The following is a 20,839-nucleotide window of genomic DNA, read 5'->3' as shown; positions in this document are numbered from 1 at the left end:
TCTCGGCCGGGCGTGCTTAAATCCCGCCGGGCGGGCTTTTGAGGACCGGGGTCCGGGGTGGAGCCCCGGTTACGGGAAGGGGCGGGGCGGGGGAGAAGCCCCTGCTGTGACCCCAACCGAAGGAGCACCCTTCCCGTGAAGAGACTGGCCACCCTCGCGGCAGCGCTCGGCTGTTTACTGCCCCTGGCAGGAAACGCCCAAGCCGCCCCCGCTTCCGCCCCACCCGCCGCCGACGCCCGCGTCCACTGGATCGACAAGAACACCCTCGCCTGGCCCAAAGGCCTCGGCGACCCCGCCCGGCCCCACCGCCTCGTCCACGACAGCGGCAGCTTCCCGCTCACCCGTGAGCCCGGCGGACTGACCGCGGAGCAACGCGCGAAACACCCGCACCTCGCGCACCACGACGCCTTCCGCCTCGACGCCCGCGGCAAGGAACGCACCGCCCTCCGGGGAAAACTCCGCGCCGAGACGGACCGTGTCTCCACCGGCGTCCAGATACCCGGCGTCCTCGACGACCTCTACGCGGCAGCCGCCGGCAAGGCCCGGCTCGGCCCGGTCTTCCGCGACGGCCGGCCCACCCTCTCCGTCTGGGCCCCCACCGCCCGGCGCGTCGACCTGGAGCTGGACGGCCGCACCGTCGCCATGCGCCGCGACGCCGCCAGCGGGATCTGGAGCGCCACCGGCCCCCGCGACTGGACCGGCAAGCCCTACCGCTATGCGGTGACCGTCCCTTCCCCGGCCGCGGGGAAGACCGTGACCAACCTCGTCACCGACCCCTACTCCACGGCCCTGACGGCCGACTCCGCCCGCAGCCTGGTCACCGACCTCGCCGCCCCGGCACTCGCCCCGCCCGGCTGGCGCACCCTGCGCAAGCCACCGGCCGTCCCGCTGCGCAACGCGCAGATCCAGGAGCTGCACATCCGCGACTTCTCCGCCGCGGACCGCACCGCACGGCACCCGGGCGGTTACCGCGCCTTCACCGACCCCGGATCCGACGGCATGCGGCACCTGAAGAGCCTCGCCGACGCGGGCACTTCCTACGCACACCTGCTGCCCGCCTTCGACTTCGCCACCGTCCCCGAGCGGCGCACCGACCAGGCCACCCCCGCCTGCGACCTCCCCGCCCTGCCCGCCGACTCCCCCCGCCAGCAGGAGTGCGTCGGTCAGGCCGCCGCCCGTGATGCCTACAACTGGGGCTACGACCCCCTGCACTACACCGTGCCCGAGGGCTCGTACGCCTCCGACCCCGACGGCACCCGCCGGACCGTCGAATTCCGGCAGATGGTCCAGGGACTGGCCGGCGCCGGGCTGCGGACCGTCATGGACGTCGTCTACAACCACACCGCCGCCGCGGGCCAGGACCCCAAGTCCGTCCTCGACCGGATCGTGCCCGGCTACTACCACCGCCTCCTCGACGACGGCACCGTCGCCACCTCCACCTGCTGCGCCAACACCGCGCCCGAACACGCCATGATGGGCAAGCTCGTCGTCGACTCCGTCGTCACCTGGGCGAAGGAATACAAGGTCGACGGCTTCCGCTTCGACCTCATGGGCCACCACCCCAAGGCCAACGTCCTCGCCGTCCGCGCGGCCCTCGACGCCCTCACGCCCGCCAGGGACGGCGTCGACGGCAAGGCGGTGATCCTCTACGGCGAGGGCTGGGACTTCGGGGAGGTCGCGGGTGACGCCCGGTTCGTGCAGGCCACCCAGCGGAACATGGCGGGCACCGGCATCGCCACCTTCTCCGACCGCGCCCGGGACGCGATCCGCGGCGGCGGGCCCTTCGACGGCGACCCCCGCGCCCAGGGCTTCGCCTCCGGCCTCTTCACCGACCCCAACGGCGCGACCCCCGGCACCCCCGACGAGCAGCGCGCCCGCCTCCTGCACGCCCAGGACCTCGTCAAGGTCGGCCTGACCGGCAACCTCGCCGACTACCGCTTCACCGACTCCGCCGGCCGCGACGTCCGCGGCGCCGACGTCGACTACAACGGCTCACCCGCCGGCTACGCCGCCGCCCCCGGAGACGCCCTCGCCTACGCCGACGCCCACGACAACGAAACCCTCTACGACGCCCTCGCCTTCAAGCTCCCGCGCGGCACCGCGCCCGCCGACCGGGCCCGCATGCAGGTGCTCGCCATGGCCACCGCCGCACTCTCCCAGGGGCCGGCCCTCTCCCAGGCTGGTACGGACCTCCTGCGCTCGAAGTCCCTGGACCGCAACTCCTACGACAGCGGCGACTGGTTCAACGCCGTCCACTGGGACTGCGCCCAGGGCAACGGCTTCGGCCGCGGCCTGCCGCCCGCCCGGGACAACGCGGACAAGTGGCCCTACGCCGCACCGCTCCTCGCCGACCCGGCGCTCCGGCCCGGCTGCGGCCCCGTCCGGGCCGCCTCGGCCGCCTACCGGGACCTGCTGAGGATCCGCACGACGGAGAAGGCGTTCGACCACGCCACCACCGCTGCCGTGCAGCGCGACGTGACCTTCCCGCTGTCCGGCAGGGACGAGACCCCGGGCGTGATCACCATGCGGCTGCCCGGCCTGACCGTCGTCCTCAACGCCACCCCGCACGAGCGGTCCCAGCGGATCGGCGCGCTGGCCGGCACGGCCCACACCCTGCACCCGGTGCAGGCGGGCGGCGCGGACCCCACCGTCAAGTCCGCCTCGTACGCGGTGGGAACGGGCACCTTCACCGTCCCCGGCCGCACGGTGGCCGTCTTCCGTCAGGAGGGCTGAGGCACCAGCGTGCCGAGCCGGGCCGCGAGGTCGGCGAACGGCCCGTGCCCCGGCTCGTCCGCGAGGATGCCGCGCAGCAGCTCGGCCATCTCCTCGTCGTAGGCGGCGCCCACGGCCACGAGGGCCGCGAAGTCGTGGACGAGCTGGAGCTCCAGCTCCGCGCGCGGGATCCGGCGGCCGTCCAGCCAGAGCAGCGCTTTGGTCTCGGTCAGGGATATCCAGGAGCGGAGCGCCAGCTCCAGGCGCGGCGCGGGCGTCGGTACGGCGAGGTGGCCGAGCATCTCCTCGTACGCGGCCCGGCGCACCTCCTCGACCATGGCGCCGGCCCGGCCGGGGCCCGCCGCCGGGCCGCCGCGCATCAGGGCCGAGAACCCCGCCGCGTGCTGCTCGGCGAAGTCGAAGAACCGGCGCATCACCCGCAACAGCCGTTCGCTGACGGGGCCTTCGCGCGGCTCGTCGAAGAGCGCCGACAGCTCGTCCGCCGCCCGGCGCAGCGCGGCCTCGTACAGGCTCTGCTTGCCGGTGAAGTAGTGATAGACGAGCGGCCGGGAGATCCCGGCCGCCGCTGCTATCTCGTCGATGGAGACATCGTCCGGGGAGCGGTGGCCGAAGAGGTCGAGCGCGACCGCGATCAACTGCGCGCGGCGCTGCTCGACACCCATCCTGCGGCGGACCCCGTTCGTCATGGCGGTCATCATAGGGCCAGGCCGTAAGCGGGCCGCCGGAGCCCGCTTCCCGCCCCTGGCAGCGGTGTTCAGCGCAGGGTCGTCAGCTTCCTGCCGTCGGACAGGAGCGCGGAGAGCTCCGTCCGCGCGCCGGGCTCGGCCGGCACGGCCAGCAGCGGGCCGCGTGCGGCGCCCCGGACCCCGCCCGTCGCGGCGATCGACGTCACATCGCTCCCGCCGCCCGCGGCGAGCGCGTACCAGGTGCCGCCCGGCGACTTCCACAGCACGCCCGCCAGGACGTGCGGGTCGCGCGCCCCGCACGCGAGGCCGCCCTCGGCGCGGGCGACGGCCGAACTCGGCGCGCCCGCCCGGGCCCCCGGCGCCTGGAAGAGGGCCTGCACCCGGCTGCCCGCGCCCCGCCAGGTCTCGGCCCGGGTGCACGTCCATTCGGCGTTCCCGGCACGGCCCGGCAGCGGCTGGGTGGCGAACTGCCAGGCGTTCACCGACCGAACGCCCTGCGACCGAACGGTCTGCAAGTGGCAGGCGGTGTGCGCCCAGCCGGCCCGGGCCCGGTCGGTGGTGACATCGCGGGGCGCGCCGGGGCTGCCCGCGGTGAGCCGGGCCGGGGTCAGCTCGCCCAGGTCCGTCACCAGGCGGCCGCCCATCTGGAGCGCGGGCCAGCCGCGGCAGTCGCTCGCCGAGGCGGGGCTGAGCGTCGGGTCGGTCACGCCGTCGGCGGCCAGCCGCAGGGGCTGGGCGCTCCCGCCGGGCTTGAGGAGATCCCGCACGGCCACCGCGTTCACCCAAGGGGCCGTCAGATAGCGGACGTTGCTGTCGGCGCGGCCGACGACGACCGCCGTCGCCGTATCGGCGTCCGCGGCGTCCGTCCGGGCGAAGTCCAGGGCGGCGGCACCGCTGTCCCCGCTCTTGGACTCGGCGTAGCGCACCACCCGCAGCCCGTCGTACAGCACCACGACCGCCGCCTGGCCGACCTCGCCCGCGTACAGCAGCTGCGGCGGCCCGGCCGCGGGCCCCACCGCGGTGCCCGGGGTGGCCGTCACCTGGACGGCGCTGCCCGGGCGCGCCCAGACGGCGAGGGAGCGGCGCAGCAGCTCCTGATCGCCGGCGCGGTTGCCGCGCACGGGCCACACGGCGAAGCCGGGACGGTCCGCCCGCTTCCAGGCGCCGGGGGCGGCCCGGGTCAACTTCGCAGGGTCGAGGGCCGCTTCGGCGGCGGCGTTCTTCGCGTACGGCGGGGCGGCCGCGCCGTCCCGGCCCCAGCCGTCGCCCGGCAGCCCCAGGAGGGTCCCGCAGACCACGGCCGCCGCCGCGGCCGCGATCGCCGCCCGGGTGTGCTGGCGGCGGCGCATCAGGTCCGTCGGACGGGCCTGGAGCGAACACGGGTCGAACTCCATCGACTCCAGCAGCGAGGCGTCCCGGCTGCCCGCCGGGGTGCGCAGCCCGGCCGCCTCGGCCAGCGCCGCCGCGGGCTCCTCGACCCCGGCCGCCGCCAGGACCTGCCGCACATCGCGGTCGGAGGGCAGCTCCAGGGCGCGCAGCACGTACGCGGCCCGGCCGGGCCCGGAGAGGGTGGACAGCGCCTGGTCGAGGGCGAGTTCGTCGGCGCCGCCCGAGCGCGGGAACAGCCGCAGCCCCCACACCTGCGGCAGCAGCGGCGGCAGCTGGCCGGGCTTCGGCAGCTGCCACCTGCCGCGCGGCCGGCCCGCCTCCAGGGCCGAGCGCAGCACCCGCTGGCGGACGTAGGCGTAGCCCGGATCCGGCGGCGAGCCGTCGGCCCCGCGCGGCGCCGGCACGGCCGGCTCCGAGGCGGCGGCCCGGCTGCGGGGCAGGGCCCGCTGGACGAGGGCGTGCGCCGTCAGAACGCGGCGATTACGGCCCAGGGAGGGCGGCAGCACGAGGTACCCGAGCCGCACCAGGCGCGGATAGTGCTCGATGAGCGCGGCCTCGGCCTGCTCGACATCGACGGGCGGATGGGGCCGGGGGGCTGTCGCTTGCTGCTCCACGATCCATAGAACGAGTGAATGGTGAGATGGTCACCTCACTCCGCAGGGGCGCGCACGCGCCGCGTCCCGCGCCCCCGGCGCGGACGTTGCCCGCGGCCCGCCGGGCTTGCCGGGCGGTCGGCCGGGCCGCTCGCCAGGGCGCGCGCGGGGCCTTCGGCAGGGCTGGGCGGGCGGCTTCACCAGCGGTTTTCTCAGGGCGCCGGTACATCAGGCCCCGTCAGGCCCCGTTAGAACCGGCAGTTCCGGCGGCTCCGTCAGGCGACGCACCGGGCCCGGATGCGGTCGACGGCCTCGTCCGGGATGCCGAGGGCGTCACGGACATAGCCCTCCACCCCACCGTATCCGCGGTCCATCTCCTCCAGCGCCGCCGCGAGGTAGGCGGGGCGCACCCCGAGCATCGCCTCCGCGATCTCCGGGTCGCCGCCCGCGTCGGTGAAACGGGTGATCACGGGCGCGAAGGCGGCGCGGACGGCCGGTGCGACGGCCAGGTACTCCTCGAAGGCGGTGGCCTCGTCCGCGCCGAGGAGCAGCAGGAGCACGGTGGCCGCCCAGCCGGTGCGGTCCTTGCCCGCGGTGCAGTGGAAGAGCAGGGGGCCGCAGTCCGGTTCGGCGAGCGCCGCCAGCAGCAGGTGGTAGGCGGCGCAGGCGGACTCGGAGGTCACGAAGGCGCGGTAGGCGTCGCACAGCAGCTTCTCGGCCTTGCCGTTGCCGAGGTGCTCCTCCGCGGCGGCCGGGCTGCCGAGCAGGGTGTCCAGCTTGGCCGGCACGTTCGCGCCCGTGCCCGCGAAACCCCCGGCCATCACGTCCGCGACGATCCGGCGGGCCCCCTCGGGGGCCCGGTCGGGGTGGGCCCGGCGCTCGCCCTCCGTGCGCAGGTCCACGACCGTGTGGATGCCGAGGGCGGCGACCGCCGGGTCGATCTCCGGGTCGAGGCGGTCGAGCTGGCCGGAGCGGAGCAGCAGGCCGGGGCGGACGGCGGAGTTGCCGGTGAGCGCGATGCCTCCGAGGTCGCGGAGGTTGATGATCGTCGAGGCGTCGAACGGCGGCATGAGCGCTTCTCCCTTGTCTGATTTCTACCGTTATTGTGGCGGATTCCGGCCGGGACGGTAGTGGAGGGCCCGCTCGCACCCCGGCACCAGGGCGATCCCCAGCACCAGCGCGGCCAGGTGACCGACGTCCGTGAAGCCGGGACGCCCGCGCAGCAGGGGGCGCGCGGTGAGCGCGAGAAGACCGGCGCACGCACTGGTCCGCGCAGCGCCCCGGGGCAACAGCGCGCCGAGCGCGCCCAGCACGGCGTGGTGGCCGTAGCTCGGGCCGACATCGGTCGCCGACCGCGTACGCCCCCCGGCGCGGACCGCGCGCAGCCCCCCGTACACCAGCAGCGACGCGCCCACGTGCCCGAAGGCGAAGGTGCCCGCGGCCCACCACGCGCCGTACGCGTACTCCGCGTAGCCCAGGACGGCCAGGAGCAGCAGGGCGTAGGGGAGTTCCAGCGGCCCTTCGGCGAGCAGCGCGCTGGCCACGAGGGTGTCCCAGCGCCCGGCGTCCAGGTTGTCGGCGTTCGTCGAGCAGCGGCGCAGCAGCCGCGCGCGCACGGACGGCGCGAGCAGCCGGTGCACGGCGTACGAGCCGATGGCCACCGCCCCCACGTAGGCGGGGGCGAGCCGGGGCAGGGCGGTCGTCATCGGCCCATGATCGGCGGTGCCCGGCCGGGACGCCATTCCCGGCCGGCGCCGGATGCTACTTCCGGCCTGGCGCGTGCGCCACTTCCGGCTGGCCCCGGATGCCATTCCCGGCCTGGCGTGTGCGTCACTTCCGCCCGGGCCCGTGCGTCACTCGCCGCCCGGCCCGTGCGTCACCCCCGGCCCGCCCGGACGTCACCCCCCGCCCGGCCGGACGCCACCCCCGGCCCGCCCGAGCGTCACTTCCGCCCCGCCCGGGCTGCGGGTCAGCCCAGACGCCACCCGCTGAACCGGGCCGTGCCCCGGGCGCCGCTGCCGTCGTTGCCGGCCGTCAGGAAGAGGCCCACGTCCTGACGGCCGGCCGCCCCCGGCACGGCGACGGTCGCGACCGTCCGCCACGTCGCGCCCCCGTCCGTGGAGCACTCCGCGTGGAAGGCGCCCGAGGCGGTGCGCGCCAGCCGCAGGACGACCGGGGCTTTGATGCCGGTGATGCGCTTGTAGCCGTCGAAGGTGCCGTCGCCGTTGGTGTCGTAGGACAGGACGACGCCCTGCCCGGGCGTCACGGCCAGGTTCACCGCGCCCGGCGACCGCGCGGCGAGCCGGTTGCGCACGATGATGCCCGTGCGCGCCCAGCTTCCGGTGTCCGTCTGGCTGTCCACCCGGACGGTCGCCGCCCTGCCGGGCACCAGCTCCGCCACGCGGTAGACCGCGCCGAACTGCTCGGTGCCCTTCCACAGGTCCTCGCCCGAGCCGTCGATCGCGAACCGGCCGCCGCTCAGCTGGCCGAAGACGGCGGCGTTGCCGCTGACCGTCCGCCAGCCGGGGGCGAGCGGCCCCGCCAGGAACAGCGTGCCGGCCGACACCGACCGCACCCGCTCCTCGCCCTGCGGCCCGTACCGGGCCCTCACCTCGTACGGCAGCGGCTGGAGCGGATGTTCGAGCGGCGTGGAGGGGGCCGTCACCCGCCACCGGGCCGTGCCCGTGCCGCCCGGGGGCAGGGCCGGCAGCGACGTCGGTCCCTGTGCCTCGGCCGGCACGCCGGACACCGCGAGGTCGACGCGGCCGGTGCCCCGCAGCCCGTTGACATTGGTGAAGGAGACGGTGACCGCCGCGGTGCCGCCCGGCGGCACGGAGGCCGGCACCGACGTGGTGGACAGCGCCCCCTGGTAGGGGGCGGCGGCCAGGGTGTCCCGCACGCGCAGCGCCGTGCGGTAGGCGTCGTTCACGGGCCGCAGGGGGTACTCCTTGCGCTCCCGCGTCCACGGCTCCTCCACCGCGAACCAGTCCACGGCCCGCGGCGCCCGCCCCTGCCGCAGCGCGTCCTCCAGCTCCTCCAGCCAGCGCCGCCAGCGCGGCAGGTAGAAGTCGGCCATCAGACCGTGCCAGTCCCGGTTCGCGTACTCGTGCAGCTTCCCGCCGTCCGAGGTGGCCCGGTCGCCCCAGACCGTGATCAGCACCCGGGCCGTGCGCTCCAGCTCCGCCGCCTCGCCGTCCCCGTCCGCCATCGCCCGCGCCGCCGCGTTCCACGGCCCCAGCAGGAACGCCCGGTGCCCGCCCGCCACTTCGTCCGACAGCTGCATCAGCCGCAGCCACAGCGCCGACAGGGACCGGAACGCCGGCAGGTCCTTGCGGGCGTACGCGCCGCGGAGCTCGGGCAGGAGCTGCCGGCTGCGGTGCGCGAGCGCCTGCCGGGCCACGTCCACCAGGTCGAAGCGGTAGGTGTCGCCGCCGCGCAGCGCCTCGCCGACGGCCAGCAGCCCGGTGAGCGCCGCGTCGAAGCGGGCCGGGTCGTAGGACAGGGCGTCGGGGGCGTACGCGCCCGCGCGGTCGGCGGCGAGGTCCGGGCGGGCCGCGAAGAGGCTGTCGTGCGGGTCGCTGCGCTCGTGCGCGTGCTGCCGGTAGGCGGTGTCCCGCAGCGCCGCCCACGCCTCCCGCGCCCCGCCGTCCTCCCGCCCGTAGCGGAAGTCGGCGTACCCGGCGAACCACCGCGCCGGGTCGGGCCGCCGCTCCTGCCAGGCCAGCTCGGAGAAGTACTCGAAGGCGGCCGGGTCGCGGTCGGCGGCCTCCGGCATGTACGCCGTCCCCACCAGGGCGCTGCCGGGCTTGTCGCGCCACGCGAAGAACTTCTCGTTCCAGATGTGCGTCCGGGCGCCGATGGTCGTCCGGCCGCCGAAGTTCGGGATCGAGCCGAAGGCGTAAGGGGTGCCGCCCCAGTCCTTCTCCCGGTCGGTGACGCTCGTGTAGCGGTCGGAGATGCCGTCGACGATCAGCATCCGCTCGCGGTCGACCGCGCCGAGCAGCTCGGGCAGCGGATTGTCCTGCCAGCCCAGGATCACCCACGTCGCGTCCGGGTGCGCGGCGCGCAGCGCCCGCTCGACGCTCTGCGCGGCGGCCGCGACGGGCACCCCGCCCGCCGTCCCGCCCTCGTGCAGCAGGTCCATCTTGAAGTGCCCCGCCGCACCGAGCACCTCGGCCTGGTGGCGGTAGAAAGAGGCCGCGACCCGCCCGAAGACGGCGGTGCGCGGATCCAGCCAGTCCGGGCGCTTGAAACCGTGCCAGATGCCCTGGGGGACGACGCGGGCCCCCGGGTTCCGCGCGGTGAAGCCGTCCGGGACGGACCCGTAGAAGCCGGGGAAGACCGGGGCCATGCCCAGCTCGCGCAGCCGGTCCGCGATGCGCCGGCCCAGCGCGGCGCGGCGCGCGATCAGCCCGGGGGAGAGCGGCCCGCCGTACCCGCTGAGGTTCTGCAGCAGCCACCACGGCTGGTGCGACGGCGCCGGCAGCCACGCGCGGGCCTCGGCGTCGCTGTAGCCGAAGTCCTTCAGCACCCGGTGGTAGACGGCCTCGTGCCCGGCGATCACCAGCACTTCGTTGCAGCCGTGCAGGGCCAGGATGTCGATCATCCGTTCCCAGTAGTCCCAGTCGGCGTACGGGAAGGTGTAGCCGTCGTTGGTGTCGTTGAGCGCGAAGCGGTGGCGCAGCCGGGTCGAGCGCCGCAGCGGGCCGGCCGGGGCGGGCAGCTCGCGCGGCAGGTCCAGCCGCCGGGCGCTCCACGTCAGGTGCTGCCCGCACACGTACTTCAGGTACCAGTGGACCCCGGTCAGCAGCACTCCCGGACTCGTGCCCGCCACCTCGATCCTGCCCGGCCGGCCGGTGACCTCGAACCGCTCCTCGCCCCCGGCCAGCGGGGTCAGGGCGAACTGCTCCGCGTGCTCCCCGAGCAGCCGCACCAGGGCCGCGCGCGCCGCGGCGGTGTCGAAGCCGGTGAGCCGGTGCCGCCCGGCCGTCACCGCCGCCGCGGGGGTGGGGGAGCCGAGGGCGGCTCCCGCGCCGATCGCCCCGGCGGCACCCAGCAGCAGACGTCTCGACGGTCCGGGCAACGGTCTCGGCAGTGCGGTCATGACGATCCCCTGTGTGCTTATGCGACAACGGACGCGTGCGAGGCGCACGCTAATCCCCGGCACAAGGGGGAGCAATGGGGCGCGCAGAGAGCCGCCGGTCAGCCGTGGTCGAGGTAGGCCAGAACGGCGAGAACCCGGCGGTTGTCGTCATCGGACGGCGGCAGGCCGAGCTTGCCGAAGATGTTCGAGGTGTGCTTCGCGACGGCCCGCTCGGTGACGTTCAGCTGGGCCGCCACCGCCGCGTTGGACCGGCCCTGCGCCACCAGCTCCATCACCTCCCGCTCACGCGGCGTCAGCCGGCCCATCGGCCGGTCCTGCGAGCGCCGGGACAGCAACTGCGAGATGACCTGGGGGTCCATCGCCGTACCGCCGTGCGCCACCCGGCGCACGGCCTCGACGAACTGCTGCGCGTCGAAGACCCGGTCCTTCAGCAGGTACCCGACCCCGCCGCTGCCGTCGGCGAGCAGCTCCCGCGCGTAGAGCTGCTCCACGTGCTGGGACAGCACCAGCACCGGCAGCCCCGGCGTCTCCCGCCGGGCCGCGAGCGCGCACTGCAGCCCCTCGTCCGTGAACGACGGCGGCAGCCGGACGTCCACGACCGCCACGTCGGGCTTCAGCTCGGCCAGCGCCCCGGCCAGCTCCGGCCCGCTCTCCACGGCCGCCGCTATCTCGAAGCCGTACGCCTCCAGCAGCCGGACGAGCCCGTCCCGCAGCAGGAACAGGTCTTCGGCGAGCACAACGCGCACGGGAACTCCACGGTCGAAGGGGGGCTCCCCCGATTTTCGCCGATCGCCGGGCGCCCGGGGACCGGCCGGGCGGGCGGTGACGCGCCGTCAGCGCAGCGCGCAGGGCAGCGTGATCGTGACCATGGTGGGACCGCCGGCCGGGCTGCTGACGGTCAGGACACCGTCGAACGCCCCCAGGCGCCGCTCGATGCCCGCCAGGCCGCTGCCGGTCCCGGCCGCCGAGCGGGGTGCGGGGAAGACGATGCCGCCGCGGCCGTCGTCGATGACGGAAATCCGCAGCCTGCCCTCGGTGTGGCGTGCGTCCAGCCACATCCGCCGGGCGCCGGAGTGCTTGGCGGCGTTGGTGAGCACCTCGCTGACCGCGAAGTACGCGGCCGACTCGACCGGCTCCTCGGCCCGCCCCGGCAGCTCGACGTCGGCCTCGACGGGCACCGGCATCCGCAGCGCGAGGGCCCGCAGCGCGTCCCCCAGGCCGCGCTCGGCGAGCACGGGCGGGTGAATGCCGCGGACGAGGTCGCGCAGCTCCGTCAGGGCCTCGGCCGAATCGGCGCGGGCGGCGGCCAGCAGCCGCTTGGCCTGGGCGGGATCCGTCTCGATCAGCGCCTCGATGGTGCCCAGGCTCATGCCCATGGCCACGAGCCGGGCCTGGGCGCCGTCGTGCAGGTCGCGCTCGATGCGGCGCAGCTCGGCGGCGGAGCTGTCCACCGCGTCGTGCCGGGTCTCGGTCAGGTGGTCGACCCGCAGGGCCAGCTCGCGTGCCCGGGTCGGCCGCAGCAGCGGCTCGCTGAGCGCGAAGTGCCAGCGCAGCAGGGTGGGGTTGACGAACAGGCCGAGGACGCCGAAGCCGATCCCGGTGGCGGCGGCCAGGTTGGCGGTGAACTGGCCGGTGATCGGGACGAACGCGAACCACTGGGTGCCGTCGGCCGCCACGATCGGCTTCCACACGCCCAGGGCCAGCACCGGCCCCCACACCGCGTAGATCAGCAGCGTGGCGGGCAGCAGGGCCACGACCGCGCCCACCGACAAGTTCACCAGCAGCCACTGGATGTCGCGCCAGGTCGCCGGGTCCTTCAGCAAGGTGGTGCAGAGCTCGACCTGGCCGGCGATGCCGCCACGCCGCGCGGGCAGCCGCTGGTACGGCGCCGGGATGCGCACCCCCGACCACGCCATCGCCTGGGCCCGGTGCCGGTTCGCGTGGGCGCGCACCGCGGACAGGAGGACCGGAGTGGTGAAGAGGCCGATCCCCAGCAGGGTGAGGCAGAGCGAGACGAGGGTGAGGGTGAACAGCAGGGTGGACACCAGGATCCCGTAGAGCGTCAGCCACAGCCCCCGCGCCCCGGCCAGCAGACCGTTGCGGACCTTCATGTGTTGTCTCCCTGCGCGCCGAGCCGTACGGCCCGTCCCCCGGACCGGACTCCAGTGTGACTTGCGCAGGTCAGCGGGTCACGGGGGGCATCACCCCGGTCATGGTGTACCTAGCCCCCCACTCTTGCCGCTCTGCTCGGCTCGGCGCGCGGGAGAGGTTCAGAAGGAGACCGGCGGCGCGTACTTGTAGCCCACCCGGCGGACGGTGACGATCGAGGCGCGGTGCTCGGCCCCCATCTTGCGGCGCAGCCGGGCCACGTGGACGTCCACGGTGCGCCCGTCGCCCACGTGCCCGTAGCCCCAGACGGTCGTCACCAGCTGGTCGCGGGTGTGCACCCGGTGGGGGTGCGCGACGAGGTGGGCGAGGAGCTCGAACTCCAGGTACGTCAGATCCAGCAGCCGCCCCGAGACCCGGGCCGCCCGCTGCTCGGGGTCGATGCTCACCAGTGCGTCCCCCTGGAGGCCGGCGGGTGCGGAGCCCGGCCCGGATGCGGAGCCCGGTCCGGGTGCGGAGCCCGGTCCGGGTGCCGAGCCGGGGGCGGGCTGCTCGGCCGGTACGAGCACCAGATAGCCGACCATCGGGGGCTGGCCCGGCAGCGAGGGCACCGTGTGCTGCGGCGCGGGCAGCCACGTCGCCGCGCCGGAGTGCAGCAGCGCGGCGACCGGGGACACCTCGTCCGGGGCGACGGCCCGGAGCCGGTGGCGGGGCGCCGCGTGGGCGGCGGGGGAGGTGGCCGGGGCCGCCTGCGCGGTGGCGTGGGCGGACGGAGCGGGCACGGTCAGGGTACGGAGATGCGTCATGGAGAGCTCAGCTCTTTCGCGCGAGAAACCGTCGAGTGGACGTGCGTTGCGCGGGGCCGTTGGCCGGAACTGGTGACCGGCGGCTGACTTCGACGTGAGGGTCAGCGGAAGGAGTGGGCCTGCGCGGAGGTCGCGCGGCAACACACTCGGTCGAAGTCGTGGTGCTGACGGGAAGGCCAGAAAGGCTCGAGGTCGCTGTGACCCGTCGCGGTGTTCTGGAAGCTCGCCATGCCCCTATTGAAGCATGACCCGCGACGGGACAGCAGTCCTCTCCTGACGGCCGATACGGAACGCCCGCGCTCAGCGCACCGGCAGCCGCCTGCGCCAGTCCAGGGGCTGCACGCGTATCGCCCGGTCCGGGTCGCCGTCCCAGACCACGGACAGCCCGGCGGCTGTGAGCGCCGTCACCACCTCGCGCCCGACGGCCGCGGTCGCCTCCAGGGCGGCCGTCCCGCCTCCGGCCGAACGGGCCTCCCCGGTACCGGAGTCGAACATTCCGGCCTCATCCCCGCCGTCCTCCGGGCCGGGGAGATGAGCGCCGTACGCGAGCCACAGGCCGTGCCCCTCGGCGGCCTTCTCGGTGTCCTGGCAGGGGAAGAAGACGAACCCGTGGTCGCCCTCGGCCGCCTCCGCCCCGATCTCCGCGAAGCCGCACTTGGTGCAGCAGGTGAAGTGCATCCGGGCCGTGACGCCGTCCGCCTCCAGCGCCGCGAAGGCCGCCGCCACCCGGTCGGCGTCGGTCACCTCGGGCCACGTCTCCTGCTCGGCCAGCCGCTCGCGCCACAGCCTGTCGACGATCTCCCGGGCGGCGGCCGGGGACACCGGGGTCTCGCCGTCGGCGTAGAAGTAGTCGGACACGTCCTCCGCGATCTCCTCGGCCGTGTCGAACCCGCACCGGATCAGCAGCCGGGCCTGGTCCTCCGCCTCCTCCAGCAGCTCCTGGCCGAGCGGAAGCCCGTCCTCGTCGTCGGCCGCCGACAGCTCGACGCGCTCCCACGCGTGGCCGTCCGCCCACCCCTCGGTGCCCCGCGCCCAGGCCAGGAACACGGCCACGACGGCCTCGGCCCCGTCCATCCGCACCCCGAAGTGCCGCTCCGGCGCACCGGCCCGGTACTCCACCTCGTACGGCCCGTCGCCCTCGTGCCACGTCTGGATGTAGTGGTCGCGCTCCCCCTCCAGCCGCTCGACCACCACGAAGCGGTCGCCCTCCCCGCCCAGTCTCCCGATCAGCTCGGCCAGCTCCTCGGCGGTGACCTGCGAACGGACCTCACCAGTCTCGGTGTTCACGGTGATGGGCAGCATGGATCCCCCTCGCTCGATGGGCCGCTCGCCGACAGCGGCCCGGTAGGAGAATCCTGTCATCCCCCACTGACACTTCAGTAGGTGACAGTGATCCGCCGGGCGGGGCCGTCGACCCGCACCGCGCCGCCGTAGGGAATCACCAACTGCGGGTCGGTATGCCCCAGGTCGACATCGAAGACGGCGAGCGCCTCCGGCGCGTACTCCGCCAGGGCCCGCTCCACCGCCTCGCGCTGCGCCCGCCGGTACGCCGCACCGTCCTCGCGGCTCAGGGGCCGCCCGAATGACCAAGCCTTGGCCCGTCCCATCAGCAAGGCCGGGAACCGCCGCAGCAGGCCCCGCTCACCCATGCTCTGCAGGATGCGGTAGACCTCCTCGGCCTGGGGAAGCTCCTCCGAGGTCTCCAGGAACAGCACGCACCCCTCGTACGCCTCAGGGCTGAGGATCTCCCGATCGGCCATCAGGAGCCAGGAGAGGACCTCGATGTTGCCTCCCCACGAGACTCCCTCGACCACCCGGTCCGCGTTCCGCCACGACCACCCCGCGCAGGGCGTCAGCTGCGGCTCGCTCGCGAAGGTCGCGGGGTCCTCCCACGACCGGTCGACATCGTTGAAGGCGTCGCTCTCGGTGAGTTCGTAGGGCCCGGAGGAGAAAAGGGCGGCGCGCAGGGAATCCGCCGTCCGCGGGTGCATGGCCCCGGGCCGGCCCAGCTGCGTCATCACCGCGGCCCCGTGATAGCCGACGAGCCCGCAATTCCACAGCCAGGCCAGCAAGTTGGTGCAGTCGCTGTAACCGAAGAACGGTTTCGGGTGTGACCGGACCAATTCCCGGTCGAGGTGCCGGAGAACCGTGATCTGGTCGTCCCCGCCGATGCTGGCGAACACGGCCTTGACGTCCCTGTCGGCGAAGGCCGCGTGGAGGTCGTCGGCGCGCTCGCGCGGTGTGGACCCCATCTTCCTGGTGGCCGGATATTCCACCGGGACGAGCCCGAACCGCGACTCCAGCCGGTGCAGACCGAGTGCGTACGGGGTGGGGAAGAGGCCCGGCAGACCGGAGGACGGCGATACCACCGCGACACGGTCGCCGGGCCGGGGCTTGGGCGGATACGAAGGCGCGTTTATGCGTCCACTCCAGGCCGAGGGAATCAGCTCGTCCCGCCCGTGACCGGGTAGTGGTCCGAGAGATTGGTGTAGCTGTACTCCTTGCCCCAGCTGGACACCGTCCAGGGCGCGGACGCCTCCTTGATCACCTTGTTCCCCCAGCCCGCGGGGCGGGCGTGGCCCTTGCGGTGCAGCACGTAGTCGAGGTCCTCGCGGCCGTCCGCCGGGTAGCGGTAGGCCGCGATGGAGTTGTCCTTGGTGTCGAAGGAGAACGCGTGCCCGGTGCGCGAATCCGCGGGTGCCAGGTCCGCGTTCGTGAGCATCGACGCGTATTCGGAGCCGTGCGAGTCGACATTCAAGTCGCCCGCCACCATGACCTGCTCGCCCGAGGGAATCCGCTTGGCGTCCAGGAACGCGTCGATCTGCCGGAACTGCTTCGCCCGGTCCGCCACCGCCGCGCCCGCGTCACAGCCGGGGTCGGTCGACTGGGCGTGCGTGCCGACGACGTGCACCTTGGTGCCGTTCACGTCCAGCACCACATAGGCGAAGCCCTTGTTCGACCACCAGTCGGCGCCGCACGCGTCGTTGAAGATGACCTGTTCCTTGCGGACGATCGGCCACTTGCTGAGCACGGCGACGCCGCCGTCCTCCGGCGTGGTGGCGGAATACTTCCCGCCGGTGGCGTCCCAGCCGTCCTTGCTCCGCCCGACGACCGGGGTCTGGTGCGGATACTGCCGCGCGGCATCGGCCTTGAGCGCGTCGGAGGCGCCGTTGTCGAAAGCCTCCTGCAGGACGACCACATCGTTGCCCTGGAAGAATCCGGCGGCCGGAATCGCCTTGGCGCGGTGGTCCTGGCCCCAGTTGGGATAGAGGTTCTTGCTCATGAGGAAGGCGTTGTACGTCAGCACCTTCAACTCCGGCACCGCGGCGGCACCGGACGGTGCGGCCTGAGCCGTCTGCGGCAGGGCCGCGGTGAGGGCGACGGCGGTGAGGGCGGTGGCGACCGTGGAGGCGATCCGGGCGGGCTTGACGAGCGGCACTGCAACTCCCTGGACACGTGGGGGATGAGCTGTCCACATCAAATCAGCCGTTGTTACCTCCAGATAGCCTCCAGGTGATCAATTCCTTTACGGAAGCAGTCGAATTGGCCGGGTGACGGAACGCGGTGGGTAGCGTGAGAGGCGCCGGAATCGCATTGAGCAGGCCGGAATCGCATCGAGCAGGATCAAGCAGGGAAGTGACCGGAAAGCCGGAAAAGCCGCACGGAATCCGTATCCCGCCGCAGCCGCAGGAGCCCCGTATGCCCACGCCCCGACGCCATGGACTGGTCCTCGACTTCGGCGGGGTCCTCACGACCCCGGTCGCCGACAGCACCCGTGCCTTCTGCCGCAGCGAGGGCCTCGACCCCGACGCCTTCCTGAACGTCGTCTCGGCCGACCCGGTCGGGCGGGAGCTGTACCGGGAGCTGGAGTGCGGCGCGATCACCCAGGCCGAGTGGAACACCCGCACCGCACCCCTGCTGGGCGTCGACGCGACGAACCTGATCGGCCGCGTCCTGGCCGGCCTCAGCCCCGAGCCGGCGCTGCTCGCCGCCGTGCGGTCCGCCCGCCGGGCGGGCGTGAAGATCGCCCTCCTCACCAACAGCCTCGGCTCGGACCCGTACGACCCCTACGAGGGCTACGACCTCGACACCCTCTGCGATGCCGTGGTCCTCTCGGAGCACCACGGCGTCCGCAAGCCCGACCCGGCGATCTATCCCATCGCCCTGGAGGCCCTCGGCCTTCCGGCGGCGGACTGCGTCTTCGTGGACGACTCGCCCCGCAACCTCACACCGGCCGGCGACCTCGGCATGGCCACTGTCCTGGACACCACCCCGGCCGAGACGATCCCCCGGCTGGAGAGCGTCCTCGGCATCCCGCTCGGCTGACGGCGCCGGCCGCCCCGGGGGATCAGCCCGCGGTCCGGGAGACGGCCTCCCGGACCGCCTCGTCCGTGCGGGCCACCAGTGCCGAGCCGTCGTCCGCCGTGATGATGGGCCGCTGGATCAGCTTCGGGTGTGCGGCGAGCGCCGCGATCCAGCGGTCGCGCGCCCCCGCGTCACGCGGCCAGTCCTTGAGGCCGAGCTCCTTCGCCTCGGCCTCCTGCGTCCGCGTGATGTCCCAGGGCTCCAGCCCGAGCCGGCCCAGGACCTCGCGGATCTCCTCGCCGCTCGGCACGTCCTCGAGGTAGCGGCGGACGGTGTAATCCGCCCCTTCGTCGTCGAGCAGCCTGACCGCGGCGCGGCACTTGGAACAGGCGGGATTGATCCAGATCTCCATGCGCCCAACGGTATCGCCCCACCGTCGAAAGGCCGTCTGATCAGGGCCGATTGTCAGTGCCCCGCAGTAAAATAGGGGGAGTTGAGCGAGGGCTCACGACCGCGTCAGGAGGATGCCGATGGCCATAGCCGTAACACCTCTCCCGAACCTGCCCACCCTGGCGACCCTGCCGAAGAAGCGCCTGCCCGCAGGGCAGCCGCGCGCCTGGTACGAGTCGCACAACCGCCAGCTGAAGGCGATGCGCCTGGCCATCGCCCTGCTCCACTCGGGCGTCCAGCGCCCGAAGCAGGCGGACAACCGAAGGATCCGCAGGGTGGCGGCCAAGATAGGCGTCCGCCCGCCCTCGGCCACGACGTGCCGCCTGGTGCGCTCCCTGATCCCCGCCGAGACCCCCTAGCCGGCACGCCGCCTCGCACGACGGAGCCCCGTCGCCACCCACGAGGGGCGGTGACGGGGCTCGGACGTGTTCGGATGTCGCGACCCGCGGTTTAGAGGTCGAAGTACATCTCGAACTCGTGCGGGTGCGGGCGCAGCTGGATCGGGGCGATTTCCTGGGTGCGCTTGTAGTCGATCCAGGTCTCGATCAGGTCCGGGGTGAAGACGCCGCCCGCCTGGAGGTACTCGTTGTCGGCCTCGAGGGCCTCCAGGACCGCCGGGAGGGAGGTGGGGACCTGCGCCACGTTCGCGTGCTCGTCGGGGGCGAGCTCGTAGAGGTCCTTGTCGATCGGCTCCGCCGGCTCGATCTTGTTCTTGACGCCGTCCAGGCCGGCCAGGAGAAGGGCCGAGAAGGCGAGGTAGGGGTTCGAGGACGGGTCCGGGGCGCGGAACTCGACGCGCTTGGCCTTCGGGTTGGAGCCCGTGATCGGGATGCGCATCGCGGCGGAGCGGTTGCGCTGGGAGTAGACCAGGTTGACCGGGGCCTCGAAGCCGGGGACCAGGCGGTGGTAGGAGTTCACCGTCGGGTTGGTGAAGGCCAGCAGCGACGGGGCGTGCTTGAGGATGCCGCCGATGTAGTAGCGGGCGGTGTCCGACAGGCCGGCGTAGCCCTGCTCGTCGTAGAAGAGCGGCTCGCCGCCCGACCACAGCGACTGGTGCACGTGCATGCCCGAGCCGTTGTCACCGAAGATCGGCTTCGGCATGAAGGTCGCGGTCTTGCCGTTGCGCCAGGCGACGTTCTTCACGATGTACTTGAAGAGCATCAGGTCGTCGGCCGCGGCCAGCAGCGTGTTGAACTTGTAGTTGATCTCGGCCTGGCCGGCCGTGCCGACCTCGTGGTGCTGGCGCTCGACCTGAAGGCCCTGCGCGTCCAGCTCCAGGGAGATCTCGGCGCGCAGGTCGGCGAAGTGGTCCACCGGCGGGGTCGGGAAATAGCCGCCCTTGTAGCGCACCTTGTAACCGCGGTTGTTCTCGACCGCACCGGTGTTCCAGGCGCCGGCCTCGGAGTCGATGTGGTAGAAGGACTCGTTCGCCGCGGTGTTGAAGCGCACGCTGTCGAAGACGTAGAACTCGGCCTCGGGCCCGAAGTAAGCGGTGTCCGCGATGCCGGTGGAGGCGAGGTACGCCTCGGCCTTCTTGGCGATGTTGCGCGGGTCACGGCTGTACTGCTCGCCCGTGATCGGGTCGTGGATAAAGAAGTTGATGTTGAGCGTCTTGTCCTTGCGGAACGGGTCGACGCGTGCCGTCGACAGGTCCGCGCGCAGCGCCATGTCGGACTCGTGGATGGCCTGGAATCCGCGGATCGACGAACCGTCGAAGGCGAGCTCCTCGGCCGGGTCGAACGCCGCTGCCGGAATCGTGAAGTGCTGCATCACGCCAGGCAGGTCGCAGAAGCGGACATCGACGAACTTGACGTCCTCGTCCGCGATGAACTTCTTGGCGTCGTCGCCGTTCTGGAACATCCAACTCCTCCTAGCCCGGCCGGTAGCGGTCGGGGTTGCTTCGGTGGCGCGGTCCAGCGCAGTCCATATGCGGGTCCATATGAGTTCTTGTGCAGTGGCGCGCTGGGGCCGACCCTAGAGAGACGGCATTTCCCGAGCGTGACCCATTTGTTTCGCAGAGGTTAACCGCCGCGCGGCCGGGAACCGCGCCGAAACGGCGAATGCCGGACCCGGGCCGCGAGGAACGTATGCGGTCGCAGTACCGTGGACGGGTGGACAACAGGCAAGCAATCGGCTCATGGCTCTCGGGCCCCCGCGCGGCCGCTGAGGAGATGGGCGTCGACTTCGGCCACCGGGGCGAGCGCCTCGGGCTGCCGGAGAGCGGGCCGGGCTCGGTCGCGCCCCTCGGGCGGCGTTTCGGGGCCCTTTTCATCGACTGGGCGCTGTGCATGCTCATCGCCTACGCGCTCCTCGCGGACGGCAAGCCCCAGCAGGCGGGAAACTGGGCCCTGCTGATCTTCTTCGTACTCAGTGTGCTCACTGTCGGTACGGTCGGCTGCACCCCCGGCAAGCGCCTCCTCGGGCTGCGGGTCGTCTCCGTGACGGGCGGGCGGCTGAGCCTCCCGCGGGTCCTCCTTCGGAGCGTACTCCTCGCGATCGTCATCCCCGCGGTCATCTGGGACCGCGACACCCGCGGCCTGCACGACCGGCTGGCCCGCGCCGTCCAGGTCCGGATCTGAGAGCCTCCGGGGCGGCCCTGAGGCCCCGGGAGGCGGATGCGCGTAGGGGGGGGGGCGACCAGGGGGGGCGCCCCCCCCAGGGGGCTGC

17 protein-coding genes are annotated in these 20,839 nt (G+C 73.5%); 4 read left to right on the top strand and 13 right to left on the bottom strand.

Features of this window, described 5'->3' with window-relative positions; genetic code table 11:
* Positions 1 to 135: 135 nt before the first annotated feature.
* Positions 136 to 2,733 carry a pullulanase-type alpha-1,6-glucosidase gene (gene pulA, locus ABZ951_RS30730; RefSeq protein ID WP_344089691.1) on the top strand — a complete coding sequence of 866 codons (2,598 nt, stop codon included), beginning with the start codon at positions 136 to 138 and terminating at the stop codon, positions 2,731 to 2,733.
* Here the strand turns inward: pulA and ABZ951_RS30725 are convergent.
* From ABZ951_RS30725 to sph, 11 genes are all read right to left on the bottom strand, one after another.
* The gene (locus ABZ951_RS30725) at positions 2,721 to 3,419 is read right to left on the bottom strand and encodes a TetR/AcrR family transcriptional regulator (protein ID WP_344089692.1); all 699 of its coding nucleotides are present in this window, start codon (positions 3,417 to 3,419) and stop codon (positions 2,721 to 2,723) included. The genes pulA and ABZ951_RS30725 overlap by 13 nt on opposite strands.
* Before the next feature lie 68 nt (positions 3,420 to 3,487).
* Entirely contained in the window at positions 3,488 to 5,422 is a 1,935-nt protein-coding gene (locus ABZ951_RS30720) for a hypothetical protein (protein ID WP_344089693.1), read from the bottom strand.
* 254 nt (positions 5,423 to 5,676) lie between these two features.
* Positions 5,677 to 6,471, bottom strand: a complete 795-nt coding sequence (locus ABZ951_RS30715; RefSeq protein WP_344089694.1) for a tyrosine-protein phosphatase — start codon at positions 6,469 to 6,471, stop codon at positions 5,677 to 5,679.
* 30 nt (positions 6,472 to 6,501) lie between these two features.
* Positions 6,502 to 7,107, bottom strand: coding sequence for a rhomboid-like protein (locus tag ABZ951_RS30710; protein WP_344089696.1), 606 nt, complete (start codon positions 7,105 to 7,107; stop codon positions 6,502 to 6,504).
* Between the two features lie 263 nt (positions 7,108 to 7,370).
* Positions 7,371 to 10,505: an alpha-N-acetylglucosaminidase TIM-barrel domain-containing protein gene (locus ABZ951_RS30705; RefSeq protein WP_344089698.1), complete on the bottom strand. Its 3,135-nt coding sequence runs from the start codon at positions 10,503 to 10,505 to the stop codon at positions 7,371 to 7,373.
* Positions 10,506 to 10,603: 98 nt separating this feature from the next.
* Positions 10,604 to 11,251 (bottom strand): response regulator transcription factor, encoded by a 648-nt coding sequence (locus ABZ951_RS30700; protein WP_344089699.1) that lies wholly within the window; start codon positions 11,249 to 11,251, stop codon positions 10,604 to 10,606.
* Between the two features lie 87 nt (positions 11,252 to 11,338).
* Positions 11,339 to 12,616: a sensor domain-containing protein gene (locus tag ABZ951_RS30695; RefSeq protein WP_344089700.1), complete on the bottom strand. Its 1,278-nt coding sequence runs from the start codon at positions 12,614 to 12,616 to the stop codon at positions 11,339 to 11,341.
* Between the two features lie 159 nt (positions 12,617 to 12,775).
* Positions 12,776 to 13,417: a winged helix-turn-helix domain-containing protein gene (locus tag ABZ951_RS30690; protein WP_344089701.1), complete on the bottom strand. Its 642-nt coding sequence runs from the start codon at positions 13,415 to 13,417 to the stop codon at positions 12,776 to 12,778.
* 300 nt (positions 13,418 to 13,717) lie between these two features.
* Entirely contained in the window at positions 13,718 to 14,719 is a 1,002-nt protein-coding gene (locus ABZ951_RS30685; protein WP_344089702.1) for a hypothetical protein, read from the bottom strand.
* A gap of 74 nt (positions 14,720 to 14,793) precedes the next feature.
* Positions 14,794 to 15,837 carry a S66 peptidase family protein gene (locus ABZ951_RS30680; RefSeq protein ID WP_344089728.1) on the bottom strand — a complete coding sequence of 348 codons (1,044 nt, stop codon included), beginning with the start codon at positions 15,835 to 15,837 and terminating at the stop codon, positions 14,794 to 14,796.
* Between the two features lie 23 nt (positions 15,838 to 15,860).
* Positions 15,861 to 16,856, bottom strand: coding sequence for a sphingomyelin phosphodiesterase (gene sph, locus ABZ951_RS30675; protein WP_344089703.1), 996 nt, complete (start codon positions 16,854 to 16,856; stop codon positions 15,861 to 15,863).
* 260 nt (positions 16,857 to 17,116) lie between these two features.
* On the opposite strand from sph, the gene ABZ951_RS30670 reads away from it, so the two are divergent.
* Positions 17,117 to 17,743, top strand: a complete 627-nt coding sequence (locus tag ABZ951_RS30670; protein ID WP_344089704.1) for an HAD family phosphatase — start codon at positions 17,117 to 17,119, stop codon at positions 17,741 to 17,743.
* A gap of 22 nt (positions 17,744 to 17,765) precedes the next feature.
* Here the strand turns inward: ABZ951_RS30670 and ABZ951_RS30665 are convergent, their stop codons facing one another.
* Positions 17,766 to 18,134 (bottom strand): arsenate reductase family protein, encoded by a 369-nt coding sequence (locus ABZ951_RS30665; RefSeq protein ID WP_344089705.1) that lies wholly within the window; start codon positions 18,132 to 18,134, stop codon positions 17,766 to 17,768.
* A 118-nt stretch (positions 18,135 to 18,252) separates the two neighbouring features.
* Here ABZ951_RS30665 and ABZ951_RS30660 point away from each other — a divergent pair, with 118 nt between their 5' ends.
* Complete coding sequence (locus tag ABZ951_RS30660) at positions 18,253 to 18,531, top strand: hypothetical protein (RefSeq protein WP_344089706.1); 279 nt, start codon at positions 18,253 to 18,255, stop codon at positions 18,529 to 18,531.
* 91 nt (positions 18,532 to 18,622) lie between these two features.
* Here the strand turns inward: ABZ951_RS30660 and glnA are convergent, their stop codons facing one another.
* Positions 18,623 to 20,032, bottom strand: coding sequence for a type I glutamate--ammonia ligase (gene glnA, locus ABZ951_RS30655; RefSeq protein WP_344089708.1), 1,410 nt, complete (start codon positions 20,030 to 20,032; stop codon positions 18,623 to 18,625).
* A 251-nt stretch (positions 20,033 to 20,283) separates the two neighbouring features.
* On the opposite strand from glnA, the gene ABZ951_RS30650 reads away from it, so the two are divergent.
* A complete protein-coding gene (locus ABZ951_RS30650; RefSeq protein ID WP_344089709.1) occupies positions 20,284 to 20,751 on the top strand; it encodes an RDD family protein in 468 nt (155 codons plus the stop codon).
* Positions 20,752 to 20,839: the final 88 nt, after the last annotated feature.

Origin of the sequence: Streptomyces sp. NPDC046215 (assembly GCF_040646215.1) — a bacterium.
Classification (GTDB): Bacteria; Actinomycetota; Actinomycetes; order Streptomycetales; family Streptomycetaceae; genus Streptomyces; species Streptomyces stramineus.
The sequence above is the reverse complement of the archived record's forward strand: the minus strand, read 5'-3'. Positions and strand labels throughout refer to the sequence as shown.

What these genes read in the sequence shown, in the direction of transcription:
- ABZ951_RS30725 (WP_344089692.1), bottom strand. Translation starts at nt 3,419, where the DNA reads ATGACGAACGGGGTCCGCCGCAGGATGGGTGTCGAGCAGCGCCGCGCG.
- ABZ951_RS30715 (WP_344089694.1), bottom strand. Translation starts at nt 6,471, where the DNA reads ATGCCGCCGTTCGACGCCTCGACGATCATCAACCTCCGCGACCTCGGA.
- ABZ951_RS30710 (WP_344089696.1), bottom strand. Translation starts at nt 7,107, where the DNA reads ATGACGACCGCCCTGCCCCGGCTCGCCCCCGCCTACGTGGGGGCGGTG.
- ABZ951_RS30705 (WP_344089698.1), bottom strand. Translation starts at nt 10,505, where the DNA reads ATGACCGCACTGCCGAGACCGTTGCCCGGACCGTCGAGACGTCTGCTG.
- ABZ951_RS30695 (WP_344089700.1), bottom strand. Translation starts at nt 12,616, where the DNA reads ATGAAGGTCCGCAACGGTCTGCTGGCCGGGGCGCGGGGGCTGTGGCTG.
- ABZ951_RS30690 (WP_344089701.1), bottom strand. Translation starts at nt 13,417, where the DNA reads ATGACGCATCTCCGTACCCTGACCGTGCCCGCTCCGTCCGCCCACGCC.
- ABZ951_RS30685 (WP_344089702.1), bottom strand. Translation starts at nt 14,719, where the DNA reads ATGCTGCCCATCACCGTGAACACCGAGACTGGTGAGGTCCGTTCGCAG.
- ABZ951_RS30670 (WP_344089704.1), top strand. Translation starts at nt 17,117, where the DNA reads ATGCCCACGCCCCGACGCCATGGACTGGTCCTCGACTTCGGCGGGGTC.
- ABZ951_RS30665 (WP_344089705.1), bottom strand. Translation starts at nt 18,134, where the DNA reads ATGGAGATCTGGATCAATCCCGCCTGTTCCAAGTGCCGCGCCGCGGTC.
- ABZ951_RS30660 (WP_344089706.1), top strand. Translation starts at nt 18,253, where the DNA reads ATGGCCATAGCCGTAACACCTCTCCCGAACCTGCCCACCCTGGCGACC.
- glnA (WP_344089708.1), bottom strand. Translation starts at nt 20,032, where the DNA reads ATGTTCCAGAACGGCGACGACGCCAAGAAGTTCATCGCGGACGAGGAC.